Source organism: Pacificoceanicola algae, from assembly GCF_049341065.1.
Lineage (GTDB): Bacteria > Pseudomonadota > Alphaproteobacteria > Rhodobacterales > Rhodobacteraceae > Pacificoceanicola.
The window spans coordinates 110,005-128,236 of the sequence record NZ_JBMPIX010000005.1 but is presented as its reverse complement, the minus strand read 5'-3'; the positions used below and the strand labels follow the sequence as shown (position 1 = coordinate 128,236).

At 60.9% G+C, this 18,232-nt stretch carries 8 protein-coding genes; 7 read left to right on the top strand and 1 reads right to left on the bottom strand.

Translation table 11 applies throughout. The features are described 5' to 3' along the window. Nucleotides 1–3: 3 nt before the first annotated feature. Both ACOYQJ_RS09665 and ACOYQJ_RS09660 read left to right on the top strand, forming a co-directional pair. A complete protein-coding gene (locus ACOYQJ_RS09665) occupies nucleotides 4–1,170 on the top strand; it encodes a M20 aminoacylase family protein (protein WP_422905819.1) in 1,167 nt (388 codons plus the stop codon). Further along, nucleotides 1,167–2,090 (top strand): acetamidase/formamidase family protein, encoded by a 924-nt coding sequence (locus ACOYQJ_RS09660; RefSeq protein WP_422905818.1) that lies wholly within the window; start codon nucleotides 1,167–1,169, stop codon nucleotides 2,088–2,090. Before ACOYQJ_RS09665 ends, ACOYQJ_RS09660 begins: the two co-directional genes overlap by 4 nt. A gap of 224 nt (nucleotides 2,091–2,314) precedes the next feature. On the opposite strand, the gene ACOYQJ_RS09655 is transcribed toward ACOYQJ_RS09660, so the two are convergent. Continuing rightward, nucleotides 2,315–3,070 carry a serine protease gene (locus ACOYQJ_RS09655; RefSeq protein ID WP_422905817.1) on the bottom strand — a complete coding sequence of 252 codons (756 nt, stop codon included), beginning with the start codon at nucleotides 3,068–3,070 and terminating at the stop codon, nucleotides 2,315–2,317. A 245-nt stretch (nucleotides 3,071–3,315) separates the two neighbouring features. Between ACOYQJ_RS09655 and ACOYQJ_RS09650 the strand changes: the two genes are divergently transcribed. The 5 genes from ACOYQJ_RS09650 to ACOYQJ_RS09630 all read left to right on the top strand — a co-directional run bounded on the left by ACOYQJ_RS09650 (nucleotide 3,316) and on the right by ACOYQJ_RS09630 (nucleotide 18,150). Then, entirely contained in the window at nucleotides 3,316–4,887 is a 1,572-nt protein-coding gene (locus ACOYQJ_RS09650) for a trypsin-like serine peptidase (RefSeq protein ID WP_422905816.1), read from the top strand. 359 nt (nucleotides 4,888–5,246) lie between these two features. Further along, nucleotides 5,247–7,136, top strand: coding sequence for a hypothetical protein (locus ACOYQJ_RS09645; protein ID WP_422905815.1), 1,890 nt, complete (start codon nucleotides 5,247–5,249; stop codon nucleotides 7,134–7,136). Between the two features lie 33 nt (nucleotides 7,137–7,169). Further along, nucleotides 7,170–8,372 carry a hypothetical protein gene (locus ACOYQJ_RS09640; RefSeq protein ID WP_422905814.1) on the top strand — a complete coding sequence of 401 codons (1,203 nt, stop codon included), beginning with the start codon at nucleotides 7,170–7,172 and terminating at the stop codon, nucleotides 8,370–8,372. Nucleotides 8,373–8,675: 303 nt separating this feature from the next. Next, nucleotides 8,676–12,197, top strand: coding sequence for a Tc toxin subunit A-related protein (locus tag ACOYQJ_RS09635; protein ID WP_422905813.1), 3,522 nt, complete (start codon nucleotides 8,676–8,678; stop codon nucleotides 12,195–12,197). Nucleotide 12,198: 1 nt separating this feature from the next. Continuing rightward, nucleotides 12,199–18,150 (top strand): toxin TcdB middle/N-terminal domain-containing protein, encoded by a 5,952-nt coding sequence (locus ACOYQJ_RS09630; protein WP_422905812.1) that lies wholly within the window; start codon nucleotides 12,199–12,201, stop codon nucleotides 18,148–18,150. Nucleotides 18,151–18,232: the final 82 nt, after the last annotated feature.

Here is an 18,232-nt window from a genome sequence, read left to right as displayed (position 1 = left end):
CTTATGCCCATTCGCAACCGATTTGCCGAACTGCATCCCGAAATCACCGCTTGGCGGCGGGATCTGCATGAAAACCCCGAACTGCTTTATGATCTGCCGCGCACCGCAGGCTTGGTCGCGGGCAAGCTGCGCGATTTCGGCTGTGACAAGGTGGTAGAAGGGATCGGGCGCACCGGAGTGGTGGCGTTGATCCATGGCAAGACGAATACCTCTGGCAAGACCATCGCCTTTCGGGCCGATATGGATGCCTTGCCGATTTTTGAGGCGACGGGCGCGGCACATGCCTCGAAAACGCCGGGCAAGATGCATGCCTGCGGACATGACGGGCATACCGCAATGCTGCTGGGCGCGGCGCAGTATCTGGTGGAAACGCGTAACTTCGACGGCACCGTTGCGGTGGTGTTCCAGCCCGCCGAAGAAGGCGGCGCCGGGGCCGAGGCGATGGTGCAGGATGGGTTGATCGAGACCTTCGGGATCTCGGAAATCTACGGGCTTCACAATTCGCCGCTGCTGCCACTGGGCCAATTCGCCATCCGCCCCGGTGCATTCTATGCGGCGGTGGACAGCTTTCATATCAAGGTGCGCGGCAAGGGCGGGCATGCGGCGCGCCCCAACAACACCGTGGACACAACGCTGGCGGGGTCCGCCATTGTCATGGCGCTGCAATCCATCGTGTCCCGCAACACCGACCCGCAACAGCCGCTGGTGGTGTCAGTGACTTCATTCAGGACGGAAACCGAAGCCTTCAACGTGATCCCCGAACACGCCCTGCTGCGCGGTACCGTGCGCAGTTTTGACATGGACGTGCGCGCCAAGACGCTTGAGCGTATCGAGGCGCTGGCGACTCTGACCGCCCAGAGCTATGGCGCCGAGGCCGAACTGGGCTTTGACGAAGAACCCTATCCCGTCATGGCCAACCACGAACGTGAAACCGTCCATTGCATCGACGCCGCCCGCGCGGTGGCAGGCGATTGCACCACCGATGCCCCCCGCACCACCGGCGGCGAGGATTTTGCCTATATGCTGCAGGCCTGTCCCGGGGCCTATATCCAGCTTGGCATCGGTCAGGGCCCGGGGCTTCATCACCCGGAATATGACTTCAACGACGAGGTGATCCCCGTGGGATGCTCCTATTGGGTCAGCCTCGCAGAACAAAGGCTACCAGCATGATCGTCGAGGCCAGCGTAGAGACCTGCCATTGGGGCTTTTTCGATGCGGCGTTGCCTGCCGTGGCCACCGTGCCAAGCGGCGCCGAGGTGACGATCAACACGGTTTCAGGTACGCCAAGTGTCTTGCCCGGAAAAGGCTTTCACGTTCCGCCAGAGCTTTTGGAGATTCATGCGGCAGGCCATCCCTCGGTGCCCGGCCACTTGTTGACCGGGCCGGTCGAAGTTGAGGGCGCGCGCCCCGGTGACGTGCTCCAGGTAGATATTCTGGACGTCGCGCTCCGGCAGGATTGGGGATACAACTTTATCCGGCCTCTGGCGGGTACGCTGCCGCTGGATTTCGACGAATTTCATATGAACATCCTGCCGCTGGATCTGGACAGGGGCGAGGCCACCCTGCCCTGGGGTCTGAAGCTCCCGCTGGCGCCGTTTTTCGGGGTCATGGCTGTAGCGCCGCCGCCATCCTGGGGACGTATTTCGACGATCGAGCCGCGCGCCCATGGCGGCAACCTTGACAACAAGGAGCTGATCGCCGGCACGACGCTGTTTTTGCCTGTCTTCAACGAAGGCGCGCTGTTTTCCTGCGGCGACGGGCACGGTGCGCAAGGCGATGGCGAGGTATGCGTGACAGCAATCGAAACCGCGCTTCAAGGCCGCTTTCGCCTGACGGTGCGCCGCGATCTGGACATCACCTATCCCGAGGCCGAGACAGCCACGCATCTGATCACCATGGGAATGCACGCCGATCTGGACACCTGCGTTGAAATCGCGCTGCGACGGATGATTTCCATTGTTTCCGAACGCGCCGGCATTACGCGGGCCGAGGCCTATATGCTTTGCTCGCTGGCTGGCGATCTGCGGATCACGCAAACCGTCAACCGCGAAAAAGGCGTGCACATGATGATGGCCAAAGCGCTGCTGTAGAGCGTTTCGGGAATTACCGGATTACCGACGCGCCGTGACAATCGGCTTGGACGAGGCCCTCAGCCGCCACGCCCAAGCAGAAGCCCTTACGCACCGTGGTGTTGATCCTGCCCTCAAATTGGAGCGGACTCCGATCAATGATGGCGAACTATTCTCGTGGCAGGTCACCATCAACCACAAAGTCCTCAAAACCTCAGGCCCAAGATTGTGTACTTTCTGGACGTCTAGAAATTTGTCTGAACTTCAGCAATCCAATCCGTGTAATTGGCCACTTTGGTATAGACACCGAAAAGTTCAGGACGGGCGCAGCCGATGCCCCAACTGACGACGCCAAACTGCGTCCATTCACCCGTGTCCGACTCATGGCCGATGAAACCGCCGCTGTCACCCTGACAACTGTCTATGCCGCCTTCGGGTCGCCCGGCGCAGAACATGTTGTCGGTTACGATTGGCGCGCCACCCGGCATGGAACCCAGGACCTTTTCGTAGTTCTCGTTGCAGGTTTCAGTCGGCTGCAATGCAACGGCAACCTCTCGCAATATGGGTGTGCTTTGGCCACCTTCCGAGGTCCGGCCCCAACCAATGACCGTAACTTCACTGCCATTTGCATGTGCCGGATCGAATTGATCCGCCGTGGCTGGCTGCGTTGTCTCAATCTCGACAGGGCGTGTGAGTTTCAAGAGCGCGATGTCATTGTCTTGCGTGTCGGGGCTATAGCTTTGATGCGAGATGATCCGCGCCACCGAGACCCGCTCGCCCGTTGCCGCACCGCCGGTTGGCAATTCTTGAGCGCCTGCGTAGATATCGACCTCTTCGGGCTGCGTATTGGGAACACAGTGCGCGGCTGTCAGCACCCATTCCGCGTCGATAAGCGAACCGCCGCAAAACTGCCCGAAGGCTTCGGACCCTTCGTCAACACGCGAAACTACCAAACCGACCTGAAAGGGAAACGCCCCCGGTGCGGCTGGTTCGCCTCCCACGATTTTGGGCTCTGGACTTTCAGACGCCTGAACATCGACCCGGTCAACCGGTCGTTGTTGCTGTGCCATCGCAGCTTGGGAAGCCAAGCCAGTAAAAGACAATAATAATAAACCGAAAGACCAACGCATAATCCTATCCATGATGCAATCTCCAGCCGAGTTAAATCAATGTGATACACTTTAGCACGAATCGCGATTTTTGTCAGGGAAGAGGCCAAGTGGATTTCAAACCCATAGTTTGTTTCATGCTTTTTTCGCTCTCAGCGCCGATCTGCGTCGCACAACCCGTTGAGGAAATTGCAGCACGCGTCGCCGAGGCAGAGGACAAACTGCGACAGCAGTTCGAGGAAGGGCCTGTCGTAGGTAGATTCCTTGAACGTCTGGAAGCTCAGTATGTCTTTTCACCCGATGCACTGGAGTTGCCAGTTGCCGAGGTCGAAAATCCTGACAAGATCGGGTCGATGGCCCTTGGTGCGTTGATGAATGTCTCCGGCACGATTGCCGAAGGCGGGGGCCTTGTGGTCGAAGCCTACAAGATCGTTTCCGAACGTGGAGCGCCGCGCGGGATGGACGGCGGTGAAGCGGAATTCATACCCTTTTCAGAAATTTCTGACGAAGCCGGGGGCGTTGCCGCGCTCCAGATCGTGACCGGTCTGGAAGTGGCCTCTCAGCCCGGCGCAATGAGCGTCGCGACGGAAACACTGGATGACACTACGCCACTTGGTGCCAACACGCTTGACGGGGTGCGCGACCTTGTCGATCAATACGCGAATGCCGATCCGGCAACCCAGGTCAAACTTGCCCGCACATGGCGAAGTTTGCGGTTTACGATTGCAGACTATTTTCCGGACGCCCCGGATTTCAAGGCAATCTATGGCCGCGTCGACAACTACGCGGCTTGGCGTTATGGCCGCATCTTCGAAGAATCCGCCTCTGTCGTTGCCATTGCGAGGGCCGGACAAGATCGGGCAATTTGTTCCGGGGTGTTGGTTGCGCCTGATCTTGTGCTGACGGCCGGGCATTGCTTTGAGGCCCCTCCAGACGAATATGATGTGTGGTTTGGCTACTTCCAGTATCCCAACCGAACGCAGGCGCAGATTGTCCGTCGTCAGCTTTTGCCGAACCCGGTCATGCCCCCGCCGGACAGATGGCAACAGCTTTTCAGAAGGAAATTTGACGCCACGCTTCCTGACTATGCTTTGGTGCGTATCGCGCCGCCCACGGATGGCCCTCTTTTGCCCGAGGTCGAGGTATTGCCGGGACAAGTTGTCATGCCGAAACCTCAATGCCTCCGGTCCAGTTCGCCGCAACGCGGAGATCCGATTTATGTCGTCGGCTACCCGCAAGCCCGACCCGCCACCGTACATGACAACGCCAAAGTCGAGTTCCCGTTCAGAATTCTGGACGGGCCCGATTTTGATTTGCTGCGGATGGATGTCGGCGCGGATTTCGTCGACACCGAAGATTATGAGACCGTCCTTGCCGAATTCGAACGCAGTTACGTGCTGGGTGAACCGGAGGTCATGGGGATCGTCTGGAGGCGTTTCTATGACATTCGTGAGGGCGGCCAACCGCGGATGGGGATCGTTGCCGACACGTTTCGCGGAAATTCGGGAGGTCCGGTTTTTGACCATGAAAACGATCAATGTGTTGTCGGCATTCTCAACAAGGGCATGCCGGATACCGGAAAACGGCGCTCGGCCAACTGGAAGGTGCACGAGCGGGTGCTGCCCGTCACCGCGATCATTGAGGACTTGCAGCGATATCCCGAAGCGGCCGCGCTGATCGATGACGATATATTGGATATCCGGCGATGACACGCTTTGTCCTTACAGCCTTCTTTATGGCGTTTTGCGCATTCCAAGTCTCGGCAGCAGAACCGCGACTGTTGGCTTTTGTGGCGGGGATCGAGAACTATCAGGATGCAGAACTCGACAAACTCGAATTCGCTGCGGACGACGCGCGCAAAATCTTTGAACGTCTGGGTGTCATTGCCAACCTGAGCGACAAAAGCGAGCTGCACGTTGCAGATGATCAGGACGGATCGCGGCTGAATGTGCAGCAATTGCGAAACGCGCTGAGCCTGTTCGCGCGGAAGATCGACCACGAAGACACTGTTCTGGTCTATCTTGGCGGGCACGGCACGTTGTCTTCGCGAAGCAACGATTTGTGGATCTTGCCCAGCGACTATGATCGTCAGGCCGAACTCAACTACATGGAATATGATGAGATCAAAGACATCCTGACAAAGGAAGTCGAGCAGAGAAATCTTGCCAAGGTAAAAATCGTTCTCCTCGTCAATGTCTGTGGTGCCGGAAATGCCGTCGAAGACGGCGCAACCGAAATGTCCGTTCCGATCGAAGACAAATATATCCAGCAAGCCGTAAATTGGATTTCCGAATTCAGAGTGGGCCAGGCGGACCTTGCCGTCATCCCCGCGACGCCAAGAGGCCGGAATACCTTTGAAAAGGACGGCAGCAGCATTTTCGCGAGGCATCTGATCGAGGCCTTCGACGGTGCAGCAGCGGGACCAGACGACCAACTGACGACGGGCGAGATCTTTGCTTACCTCAAAACCGCTCTGGGCGAGAATCTGCCCCGGAACCCCGAATTCGCAAACGACATTGTCGTGGGCGAAACCAGTCGCGCACGCGGCCGGGATCATCTGGTTCTGGGAACCGCGCTTATGGGGGCGGCTCGCGCGATTCAGGACCCGGATATCGCCCGGATACTGCAGGATCTGGCAAGTTTCCATTTCGACGAGGTGCGCGGCCGGAACCCCGAACTCGCGGCGCGCGCGCGCCTGCGCAAGCTTCAGGTCGGTGTGCTCGCGCAATCCATCACGGATGTTGCTGCGAAAGCCAAGGAAATCCCCAAGAATGCGCTGACCCAAGTGGAACGCGGTGAGTTGCAAACCCTATTGGAGGTTGGTTCAAGTCTCCGCTATCCCACATTCGCCGACTATCTTGCAGATTTGGAGGCCGATCCAAAAGCGCGTGTTTTGATCTTGCGACCTAGTCTGACAATGGCGTCCGATGTTGATGTGGAAGGCCTTCTCAAGCTCAGATTTGGTCAGGAAAAAGTCTATGCGGGCGATATATCCGATTTGTCAGGCCTTACCGATTTTTTGGCTACACCGACAACTGATACCCCTCCGTTGGTGGTATATTCCGGAAGCGAGGGCGGCGCGGGCTGCAGCGTTGTTGAGGAAAAATGCCAATTTGCGCATCCATGGGAGACCATTCTTGCCTCGCTCAGGGAAAGCAATGGCGGTCCATTTGTCTTTGTCTTCAGCGCTCCGTTTGGCGGGGCATTGGCGGAAATCGCCCCGAAGGACATCATGCTTTATCTGCCGGCCAGCCAACGCAACGGAATGCTTTGGCGAGGTGCTGACGAAAGCTCGGCAGGCATTCTCTTCGAAGGCATTGCCGACAGGTTTTCCGATGCTCAGCTCGCCGAAAACCTGCGGAGTTTCCACAGCAGCTTTTCCAACAGTGAATTCGCGCCGGGTGAGCCGATGTGGCGCCAAGGCGGCGTTGATCCCCGTCCAGCAATTGTCAAATCTCTTGCCCCTCTTGACGAGTTGTCTTTGCTCTCGTCGCTGGGGTGTCTCGACCTCGACCTGCCGTCTTGCGCTTCACGAGAGACGTTGACGGGATCACGACTTTTCGATGCTTTGGAAGCTGCGGCAAGTGCGGATATGAAAGGCGACATGCCTGATGCCCGGTCAGGGTATCTATCGGTCCACAATGCGATCGACGCTTTGCCAGACGGGGTTGAGGCACTTGGTGCCGTCAAGGTGCGTGCTGATTTTGAAGACCTGGCCACCGTAATCGGCGCAAGGCTCAGCGACTTTCTCGGACCCGGCGATCGAAATTTTGTGATCGTTCCTATCGGCGTAGAGGATTATCTGTCTCCGCTGATTGGCGATGTTCCTCATGCTTTGAACGACCTTGCTGTCTATTCGGACAGGCTGACGATGGCCATCCAGCGTTCAGCGGGAAACGGCGAAGCGACGATCAATCAAATCAAGGTTCTCCCAACCTTTGAGCCGCGGACAGCCTAGGCGTTGCGGGACCATCTGAAAAAAGTGGCGGCAATGACCGTCGATCGACCTAATGATGTGGTTGTGCTGCTGTTCAGCGGACGCGGAGACGAAGAGGATGGTCGGCGTTTTCTGGTCACTTCAGCGCAGGAATATATTCCGAGCGATCCGGATCTTGTGGATTTTTCGGACATCGGCAGAAGACTTCGCGACCCACTTGGCCACCGGTTTGATCTGTCAGAGGTCGCTAGCATCTTTCATGACCATTGGTTGCTATCGATTTACGATACCCAGTTCGCTCGACCGGTTCTTTCTCGGCGTCGCGATGTTATTCTGGAAAAACAGCTGTATTCGGCTTACCCGCTGACCTCCGCGAACGCGGCTCAAACCCAGCGAGAGTCAAGTGTGGTGCCAGCTAACCTGCTCACCCAGCGCCAGGTTCATTTGTGGGTCGATGGTCGAATAACGCAGGCGATGACCACCCGGCAAACCTGCGGTCCGGGCGTCGAGGTCGCGGCAGTCGCGTCGCCTCTCGCTGCGGGCATCTTGAGGGCACTCGATCGATTCAAAGGTGGGACGTATCGCGAGTTCATGCAAACCCTTCAGGCGGACGATTGCGCGAGGTCCGACAGATTACCGGGGTCACTTGTCATGCAGGGCGACGTTGATCTGCCAATGTTTGCAAGCGGTGACGGGGCCCGTTTCGTGCAATATTTCAAAAGCGGTCAAGCACGTCGCGCCGCGGCACTGAGAGCGGCATCGCTTGTCGCCGATGACATGCTGGCGCGATACACGGAACCAGAAATGGTTCTGACAGGCCTGGCTTTGGATCTGGCCAATGCGCATTTCTCCAACGGCAGTCCGCATCTTCCGGGGTTGCCTATTAAAGACTGGCAGGCGCAGGCAAAATCCCGCCTCTTGCAGGTGACGCAGCTTGAACAGTCTCTGAAACCGATTTTCTGGGAAACCAGGTCCCGGATCAGTGCCGAAGCAGGCGAACTGGAACAGGCGCGGGAAATTCTGCGCAATGCGCCACCGTCAATCCTGAGCCAACGCCATCTTGCTGAGCTTCTCGTTGAATTTGCCGAGCGTTCTTTGCGCGCACAACCGTTGGAAATTCTCGCAAAGGTAGATGACAAATTGAAAGATCCGGGTTCAATGAGATTTGATGAGTTCAGGATTGCGTCCAGGCGCCTGCAAACACTGATCCGGGCTGAGCAGGCAAGGCTGTCTGAAGGTTACAGCATCCAGGAATAAGAGACGTATTCCTGCTGACCGGTAGAACCGCCCAACGGATTTCCCCGCGGCCATCCTCCGATGCCTCGATTGAACTCCTCTCAAAACCGCCGATCTCATCCAATCTTAGACCGCTTCAGGCTCCGTCCGAGGAAATCTACTACCGCCCGCGGCACACGTTTAACAGGCGAAATTCCGACCAAACTCTCGCAGATGTAGAGAAGTTGGCGAAAATGTGGCATAGTGGCGATCTAGACGGCTTGGTGAGAATGCGAGTCTAAAACCATATTTTTCAGACATATTTTTTAAAGCGAGGGAAGTGTCATGGCACTTCAGAAATATGAAATGGTGCTGGCAACGCCGTGGGCCAAGCTGCGCGAGATTGATGCAATCCTTGGGGATATCGCGGCGATCGATACAGAAAAGACCGCGCGGCGGGTGGCCGAAATTGAACTTCGCATTGCCGAAGGCGACGCGCTGGCCCGGAAACGCAGCTATGACAAGGCGCTGGCCAAGTACAAGACAGCAAGGGCGCTGATCTACAAGATCTTGTATCCCGGTTTCAGTATCAGCGGCTATCTGGCGCAAACGGCGACGGTCCTGCTGCCCACCGGTCAGGCGCTCGAGCGAAGCCTGATCGAGGCATCAATCTCTGCCGCCGATGTGGCCAGACCGATGGCACCGCCGCCCGCGTCGGCTCTTGGGATCAAGGTTCCACCGGTGGACAAACCCTTGCGCCCATTTTTCAACGACGGCTACCGTGAGGCCGTAGAGGGCGAAGAGGCGATCCGCCAAGTGAGCGAACAGGCGCTGCGCCTGATCGCCGAGGACAAGGCCGACGCCGCGGTAGTGGTGCTGGAAGGCGCAGCGAACACCCTCGAAAACGCAGAACCGACCTTTGCCGCAGCCCTCTCGCTGAACCTTGCCGCCGCGCAGGTTCAGGCCGGCAATCCGCGCGCGGCCGCGAGGACATCGGAGCGCGCCATCCAGTTCTTTGCCCGCGCCAAGGATCTCGTTGGGCAGGCGCAGGCGATGCACATTCAGGGTGTCGCCTTTTCCGAGATGGGCAACGTCGATCAGGCCAAGGAACTTCTGGCCAAAGCCGCCGAACTGCTGGCCAAGGCGGGCGGGACCGGTCGCGAGCTGCGCCCGGAGACTTCGGCCCGCCTGTTGCCCAGCGTGCGGCCTGAGCGGGCCACCGCCATCGTCCGACCCGAGAAAACCGTCACTGTCGATCGCGACCTCAGGTTGCTTGCTCCGATCGCGGCGCAGGACAATAAGGCGCTGAGCTTCCGTATCCCGGGGCGTGACGAAGCCTGGACAAGCCTGCCGCTTGCCTCGAAGGCCGACCGCGCACGGCATGACAAGAGCTGGTCGGTGGGTGTCCCGGTCGCAGGCCAGATCGCAGAATTCACGTTTTCAGACACGAAGAAACCCGGCGCGGATGAGGTGATCGGCAGGATCTACGAACAGCGCATCGTCGCACAAGCCGTTTCCGACCTGCAACTGGTCTGGACCGGGATTACCTCTACGACCTTCTATCTCAAGCAGCTCTTCTCCTATGCGCTGCTGCTCAAGATCGGCGATATGTACCACCACACCGGCCAGTACCGCCAAGCTGAGCGTCACTATCTTCAAGCCGCGGGCTACAGCCATCTCAACCAGACCATCGAAGCCGCGATCCTGTGGAACCGGATCGCCCGTAACGCCGTCCGTTGGGGCCACGCGCTCTATAAGAACGAGGATTTGCAAGCTGCCCGTGTGCAGTACGAAAAGCTGATACAGACCAACGGAACGGAACCGCCGCAAAGCTTGCTTTATGACACCGCGAGCCTTGGAAACCCTGCAAACGAAGCCCGGCAGCTGATCGCGGGCCTGATGCAAAGGCCCCTTCCCTCAGTAAACTGGGAAATCGCAATCAACGTGCTGACGGCATTCCAGTACCTTCAGCAAATCTCGGACGGGCTCGACTTCTACGGTCTGGCGCTCTCGCCGATCCACACGTTCGAATACCTGCAAAGTGTCGCGCGTGGGTTCGCCGACGAGGCAATTCAGGCAGAACGCGAGTTCGTAACTTTCAAGATGCGCGAAGAGGCCGAGGCGGCGACGCGGCGTGATCTTGAGACCACACAGGCCATGGCGCAGGCCGAAGTCGAGATCCGGTTCGAGTCGTGGCAGGCCGCAATTCAGGAGGAGCAGGCAGCACAGCACGCGCTCGACCTGGCCATCGAGCGGCGCAACAACGCTATCGATCAGCGCAACGCCTATGCCGCCTCAAGCGCGACCCAGATCTGGTCGCAGGCGGCCGCCACCGCGCTTGGCGCCGGCGAGGACGCCTATTACGGCGAGATCAGCGAGTTGGCCGACAAGCTGGCGCGGGGCGAGACGATTTCCGGGGCCGCGGGCAAACTTGCCGCGGCGCAGGTGCTTTTGGGCGGGCGGCGCACGCGCGAGTACGAACTTGCCAAGATGCAGGACAACATCGACGAACTGACCGCCGCCATTCCGATGGCCACCGATCAGCGGGACGCCGCTGCACGCCGCACCGCCGCAGCCGAACTGGCCTGGCAAGCATCGCAGCAACGGGCTGGCATGGCCACTGCGGCGCTCGATGCCTTCGATGACGAGTTCTTTGTGCCCGACACCTGGTCCAAGATGGCGGACGTGATGCGCGACATCTCGCGCGCCTATCTGACCCGCGCCATCCGCATCGCCAAACTGATGGAGCGCGCTTACAATTTCGAGAACGACACCACCTATTCGATCATCAAGAACGAATACGGCCACGGACTGGCAAACGCCTTGCCGGGAGAAGACGCGCGCCTTCTGGGCGGCGACAGTCTGGCCAAGGACATCGACGCCTTTACCTATTACGCGATCACCCGCAAGACGCGGAAATCGAGCAACATCAAGGACGTGGTCTCGATCTCGGCGGACTATCCGGCGCAGTTCCAACAGTTCCTTGAAACCGGTCTGCTGAGCCTTGAGACCGAGCTGTACGAGTTCGACCGGCGTCATCCCGGCTTTTATGCGCAACGGATCGAGGCCATCGAGGTCGTCTTTGTCGGCGCGCTGCCCGATGGCGGCGTTAACGGTACGCTGCAGCTTGGCGGTGTCACCAGCTACCGCAAGCGCAACAACACGTCGGCGACGCGCATCCATCAGATCGACACGATGGCCCTGTCGGAATACCTGCTGCGCAACGACGGTTTCGTATACCGTGCCGAAACCGGGGTGCGCGGTCTGTTTCAGGGCTTTGGCGTGGCCACCACATGGCAGCTGCATCTGCCGCGACGCAGCAACGCTTTCGATCTCCGGCGTATCTTTGATATTCAGCTGGACATCTATTACACTGCAACGTTCGACGCGCCCCTGCGCACCGCCATCCTTCAGGCGCCGCCCCGCGCGGACGAGCTGGCCCGGCTTACGACCTTTTCGCTGCGCCATACCTTCCCGGACGGCTGGTACGCCTTCTATCAGGGGGCCGCTGCCGATTTCACGGTGTCGCCGTACCAATTCCCCGCCAACCAGCGCAACTTTGCCATCAACGGCTGTTTCTTCAGGGTTGAGACTGCGACGGGGGTGTCGCCCGAGGCCATCGACCTGCGCATCATCGGCCCGGGCGGGGTGGATGCCGCCGTCACCACGGATGCCGATGGGGTCGTCTCGACGGATCTCGGGCCTCTGGCCGGGTTGATCGGTCAGGATCCGCTGGGTGCCTGGCATGTGGAAGTGACAGGCGGGGCCTCGGTGACGGATGGCGGCGCGGTCGTGCCGACGCGGATCTATAACATCCGTATGGGGCTCGATTACAGCTTTGAATACCTTCCGGAAGTGGCGGTGTGACATGCGTGAATCCAGTGGCGTTGCCGATGGCCTGACATCGGTGCCGAAAGGCGCCGGCATCGCGCCTCTCGGAGACAGGTTCCAGCCGGATTTCCTCCGTGGCACGGGCAGTTACGCGGTCCCCATCCGTTTGCCTCGCGGCGTCGCAACGCAGCAGCCGCAGCTGTCCCTGACCTATTCGACCGGCGCCGGGAACGGGCCGTTCGGTCAGGGCTGGCGGCTGGATGCGATGCGGATCGAGCGGCGGGTGGATCGCGGTGTGCCGCGCTATGACGATACGGATGAATTCGTGATAGGCGGCGCAGAAGTGCTGTTGCCGGTCGGTGGCGGGCGTTACCGCACCCAGACGGAAACCCGGTTCTGGATGATTGAGCGGCAGGGCGACGGATGGCGCATCCGCACCGGTGACGGGCGCACGCTGCTGTTCGGCCAGACCCCGGCCAGCCGCGAAGGGCCGGCGGGGCAGACCTTTGCCTGGGCGCTCGAGGAAGAACGTGACCCGGCGGGCAATGCCATCCGCTTTGGCTATCGCCGCGACGGCGAACGTCTGTACCTAGCGGAAATCTCCTGGGCGGTCTTCCGACTGGCGATCGACCATGCGCCGAGGCCCGACGTGATCCGCAACGGGCGCGCCGGTTTCCTGCGCGAGACGCGGCTTCGGGCCGAACGGCTGGCGCTACACTGCGACCGGTTGGCGCCGACCGAAATGCGCCGCTACGAGCTGACCTATTCACAGGCAGCGAACGGATTGTCCCTGTTGGAGCGGATCGAGCTTTCGGCCGATGACGGGGCGGGTGGACGCATCGCCCAACCGGCCCTGACGTTCACCTATTCCGACGCCCGTTTCGACCGCTGGCAGGTCCACACACCCGAGGCCGACATTCCGCCTCCGGCGCTGTCCGACACCACGGCCCAGATCGTTGACATGACGGCGAACGGGCTTCCCGACGTGCTGCAAAGCCTCAACGGTCGGATGTATGTTTGGGAAAACGACGGCGCGGGACGGTTCAGAGGTCCGCGCGCCCTTGCTGCGGTGCCTTCGACTTTGGCGCTGTCGCGCGGCAACGTCGCGTTTGCCGATCTGAACGGCAATGGCCGCGTTGATCTTTTCGCGGTGGATCAACCGATGAATCTGGCCTTCCAGGCGGACGGGAGGGGCGGCTTCGAGTCCGACCCTGTCGTGTTCCACGATGCGCCCACGGTTGGCCTCGCGGATGGCAACTCGCGTCTGATGGACGTCGATGGCGATGGTGTCACCGACCTGATCGCCAGCGGCCGCGACAACCTGCTGCTTTATCGCCATGCGCCCGGCCGGGGATTCGAGCCGCCATTGGCAGTACCCCGCAATCGCGACCTTTCGGTTTTTCCGGATCTTGATCTGGACCGTGAAGGCACCCGGATCGCCGACATGACCGGCGATGGTCTGCGCGACATGGTGCTGATCCACTCGGGCGAGGTAGCCTATTGGCCGTATCTCGGCCACGGGCGCTGGGGCGCGCGGGTCGAGATGGGCGCGCCGCCGCGTCTGCCCGCGGGCTATCGCGACGAGCATCTCTACATGCTCGACGTGGACAGCGATGGTGTGACCGATCTTGTCTATGTCGATGCCGACCGGATCCTGATCTGGCTGAACCTTGCTGGCAACCGGTTCTCGGCGCCGATCGAAGTGCCGATCGCGCCTGTGACTGGTAGCCGCCGCATTCACGCCGGCGACTGGTTCGGCGACGGGCGGCTGAGCCTGGCCTGGGACGCGCCCTCGCCCTCTGGCGCCGCAGGATACCGGGTGCTGCGGTTCGACGAGGGGCGCGCACCCTATTTGATGACGCGGGTCGAAAACGGTCTGGGCGGCGCCTTTGCAATGGACTACGCCACCACCGCCACGATGCGGCGGCTGGACGAGGCGGAGGGATTGGATTGGCCCGACACGCTGCCGCTGACAGTGCCTGTCGTTTCCCGCATCACGCAGGACGATCAGGTGGCTGGCAACGGACATGTCATGGCAATCCGCTATCACCGGGGTGTTTATGACGGGCCGAACCGGGAATTCCGCGGGTTCCGTGCCGTGACGGTCGAGACCACGGGCGACGATTCAATTCCCGACACACGGCAGGAAATGACCTTTTTTCAGGGTGATCCTGAACACCCCGATCTGGTGGAACGTGTCCGGCAGCGCGCTCTGGCTGGCAGTTCCGAGACATCGGCCACATTCGAACGGGCGGGTGACGGATGGCGGCGGATACAAAGCTCGCAACAGATCTGGGCTGCCCGGCTCGAGGCCGACCTTGGCCCGCGTAGCATCTACTTTCCCAACGTGACCGAAATCGAAACACGCGAGCATAGCCCGACCGGCGCACCGGACCGGATCGACCGCACGGTGTTGTCCGACTACGACGCGCATGGAAACCCCGGTCGGCGGCAGCGCGAGAGCCTTGCCGAGGGCGCTCCACCCGCCGATGTGATCCGGACAGAAGAGATCTTCACCTATACCGACGACGAGGCCCATTGGCTGGTCAAGCTGCCGGTGCGCATGGAACTGCGAGACGGCAGTGGCGCGCTCTTCGCGGCCCGCGTGATGACTTATGATGGCCCCGATTTCGTGGGTCTCCCCGAAGGTCAGGCGAGTCGGGGCCTCCATACCCGCACGCTGGAACTGAAGCTTCGCACCGCCCTGCTGCCAGCCGACTATACCCAAGGTCGCGACTTGACCCAGCTCGGCTATGCCGCTTTCGGTGCCGGCGATGCAGCAGGCTTCTGGGCCAGCGCCCAGAGCCTTGCCCGCGATACCGATGGCAATGTTGTCGCCCAGCGTGACCCGATGGGCAACACCTTGACCATCGCATATGACGCGGACGGAGTTTTCCCGATCTCAAGTACCGATGCGATCGGGCGCGTCACCCTGCTGGAGTTTGACCCGCGTTCGGGTGAGCCACGCCAGATGACCATGCCCGACGGACGAGTGTTGCGATATGCCTACGATGGGCTGGGCCGGTTGCAAGCGCAGTTCGAAAGCGATGCGGCGGGCGTGTTGCAGTTGACCAAGGCATGGGCCATCGAGACGGCGGCCGCGCCTGCCTTCGTCACTTCCTTTGCGCCGAACGCGGCCGGTCGGCATCTGGCCGAGTTCGGCCCGGGAGTCGACGCGGCGTCGCTCGACGGCGTCTCGGTTTCGCGGCAGTTCTACGACGGTTTCGGTGGAGAGGCGATGCAGGTTTTCCGTGCGCCGGATGGCCCCGGTGGCGAGCGCCGTTTCAGCGCACGGGCACAGCCAATGCGAAACCCGCGCGGGCTGAACCGGGCGCTGGTTCCGGCGCGCTTTACCTCTGACCTGGGGTTTCAGGCGCCGCCGCAGCCACTGCCACCGGGAACCTCGCGCACGCGCTATGACGGTCTGGGGCAAGTGGTCGCCACACAAGGACCGGGACCGGCGCTGCAGCGCGCGGTGCGAGATACTTTCCAAATCGACCATTTCGAAGGTCCGGGCGCTTTGCCTCTCGACGGTGCTCCCGCAGGTCCGCGAATTCGGCGCGAACATTTCGACGCACGCGCCCGGCTGATCCGCATCGAAGAGGAAAAGGGGGATGGCAGCCAGTCCGTGACCTCCTATGATCTTGCGATCGACGGTCGCATCGAACGGATCACCGACGCACTGGGGTCGGTTGCGCTGCGCTACAGCTTCGCTGGGCCCGCTCCGGCGTTCCGCATTGCCCAGCGAGAGGCTGGCACGCGCACCTATTACCGCAATGCCGCCGATCAGATCGTTGAACAGATCAACGCCGACGGCTCGCGCCTTCTGCACGATTATGACGCGCTTCAGCGGCTGGTGCGCGTCCGGCGCCTGCCCGCGGCGGGCGGAGCCGAGGAGGTGGTCCGGGAGATCATCTATGACAGCGACCCCGATCAGGCGGATGCAGGCCGCTTCCTTGATGGTCGCGTGGCGCTTGCCCGTGACGGCGGGGTCGAGACCCGGTACAGCTATGCCCCTTCGGGTCAATCGCTCAGGGAAGAGACCACCGCCGGGGGCGAGACACTTGCCATCGTCCGGGAGTACGACCTTCAGGGACACCTGAGCGCCGTGACCTATCCCGACGGCACCCGAGTTCCGGTGGCGCTTGACGGCAGCGGCGCTGTGATCGGCGTGCCGGGCCTTGCCAGCAAAGTCGACTACAATGCCGAAGGCACCGTGACCGGCTATTTGCTTGGCAATGGCGTAAGAATAGCGGCGCAGCATGAGCCGGACTCGCGCCGGCTCTCGCAGCTTTCGGCGCGGCTCGGTGCCGCCGTCATCCGGCAGCTCGACTATGGTTATGACACGACCGGGAATGTCACGGCGCTGACCGATGCCCGGCCCGGCGACCGAATTCATCAGGTGTTTTCCTACGACGGTCTGCATCGCCTGAGCCGCTTTGAGGTCAGGGCCAATGACGCCGGAGGCGCGTTGCTCAGTTCCGGAAACTATCGATATGACGACGCCGGGAACCTCACCGATCTGCCCGAGACCGCGTCGCGTAGACTGACCTATGGCGATGCCGCGCGGCCCGGACTTCTCACCTCTTTCACCGACGGCGGCGGGGCGCCGCAGCCAATCGGATATGATGCGCGAGGTCACATGGCCTCGGGCGGCGGTCTTGCACAGATGGAATTTGACGCGTTCGACCGGCTGATCCGCGCTGTGCGCGACGATGGCACGGTGATCGCCTATGCCTACGATCACCGTGGTCGACGGGTTTTGCGCACCGTCACGCCCGTCGGCGGCGGTGCGGCGCAGGTCGTGCGGTATGCCGCCGGGCTTTATGAACGCCACGGAGACCACACTCTGCGGCACCTCTATCTTGGCAAGACTTTGCTCGCGACCGAGCACGTGGCGCAGGGTCAGCCGGACCGGAGGGCCTATTTCTTTGCCGACCACCATGGCAGCGTCATGACGAGCATGGACGCTGCCGGGGCAGCGATCGAGCAGCAGCGCTACACGCCATTCGGGCTGCCACAGACCCCGGGGGCGGCGCTTGACCGGTATCTCGGACGCGAGCGCGACCCCGAGACCGGCCTGACTCAACTTGGGATGCGGATGTACCACCCCGGGCTTGGCCGCTTCGTTTCGCCGGACTGGTATGTCTTCGAAAACCCCGACAAGCCCGCGCGGACACCGCAAGGCTACTGCGCCTACGGCTATGCGCTGAACAATCCGCTGGTGTTCAAGGATCCGAGCGGGCTCTGGTTCGGGCTCGACGACCTGATCGTCGCGGCTGTCGGCTTTGTCGTGGGTTTCGTGAGCGGGCTGATCTACGGGCTGGCGAACGGCCAAGGCTGGGGCAGCCTGCTGACGGCGCTCGAAACCGGGCTGACCACAGCGGCCGGCGCCTGGCTCGGCTGGACCGTGGGCGGGCCAATCGGCGCGATCATGGGGGGTATGAACGGGCTGATCAGCGGCGTCCACGGCATCTATGACTGGACCAGCGCTGAGGGGTGGTTTGCTTTCCTGTCGGATTCGACCTGGGGCCTGATCGGCACCTCGCTGGGCAACGTTGTGCATGTCATAAACTTGTTCTACGGCGATGCCAATTACCGCGAAGATCTTAGCCGTCGTCAAAATCGACATGTCTACGAAGGCGGCTTTGCGCTGAAAGAAAGCTTTGCTTTCACCCAAGGCAACGTGATCTCGAACGCCGGTCAGGGGCGCGGGGCGGCGGGGATCAATGCCAGCTTCATCGCCAACCACGAGGAACTGCACATCTGGCAGGCCCGCATCTTCGGCCCGTTATTCCAGGCGACCTATATTGTCTGGGCGGTTGGCGGGTTCATCGTTGGTTCGGTCGTGTGGTTCTTCAACACCGACGAGGATTGGGGCAGTTTGGTCGAGACCGCGGCCTATTACGATAACCCGTTCGAGTACTGGGCGTATTCAAACGACAACAACTGGCCACCGTCCGGAGCCAATCCACTTCTGACTTATTGAAACCTGCAAGACGCGCGCGCCTTTGGAAGGCAGATTTCGAAAATAAACGGTGCCGGTCCACCCAAGTTGGGAAGACCGGTTC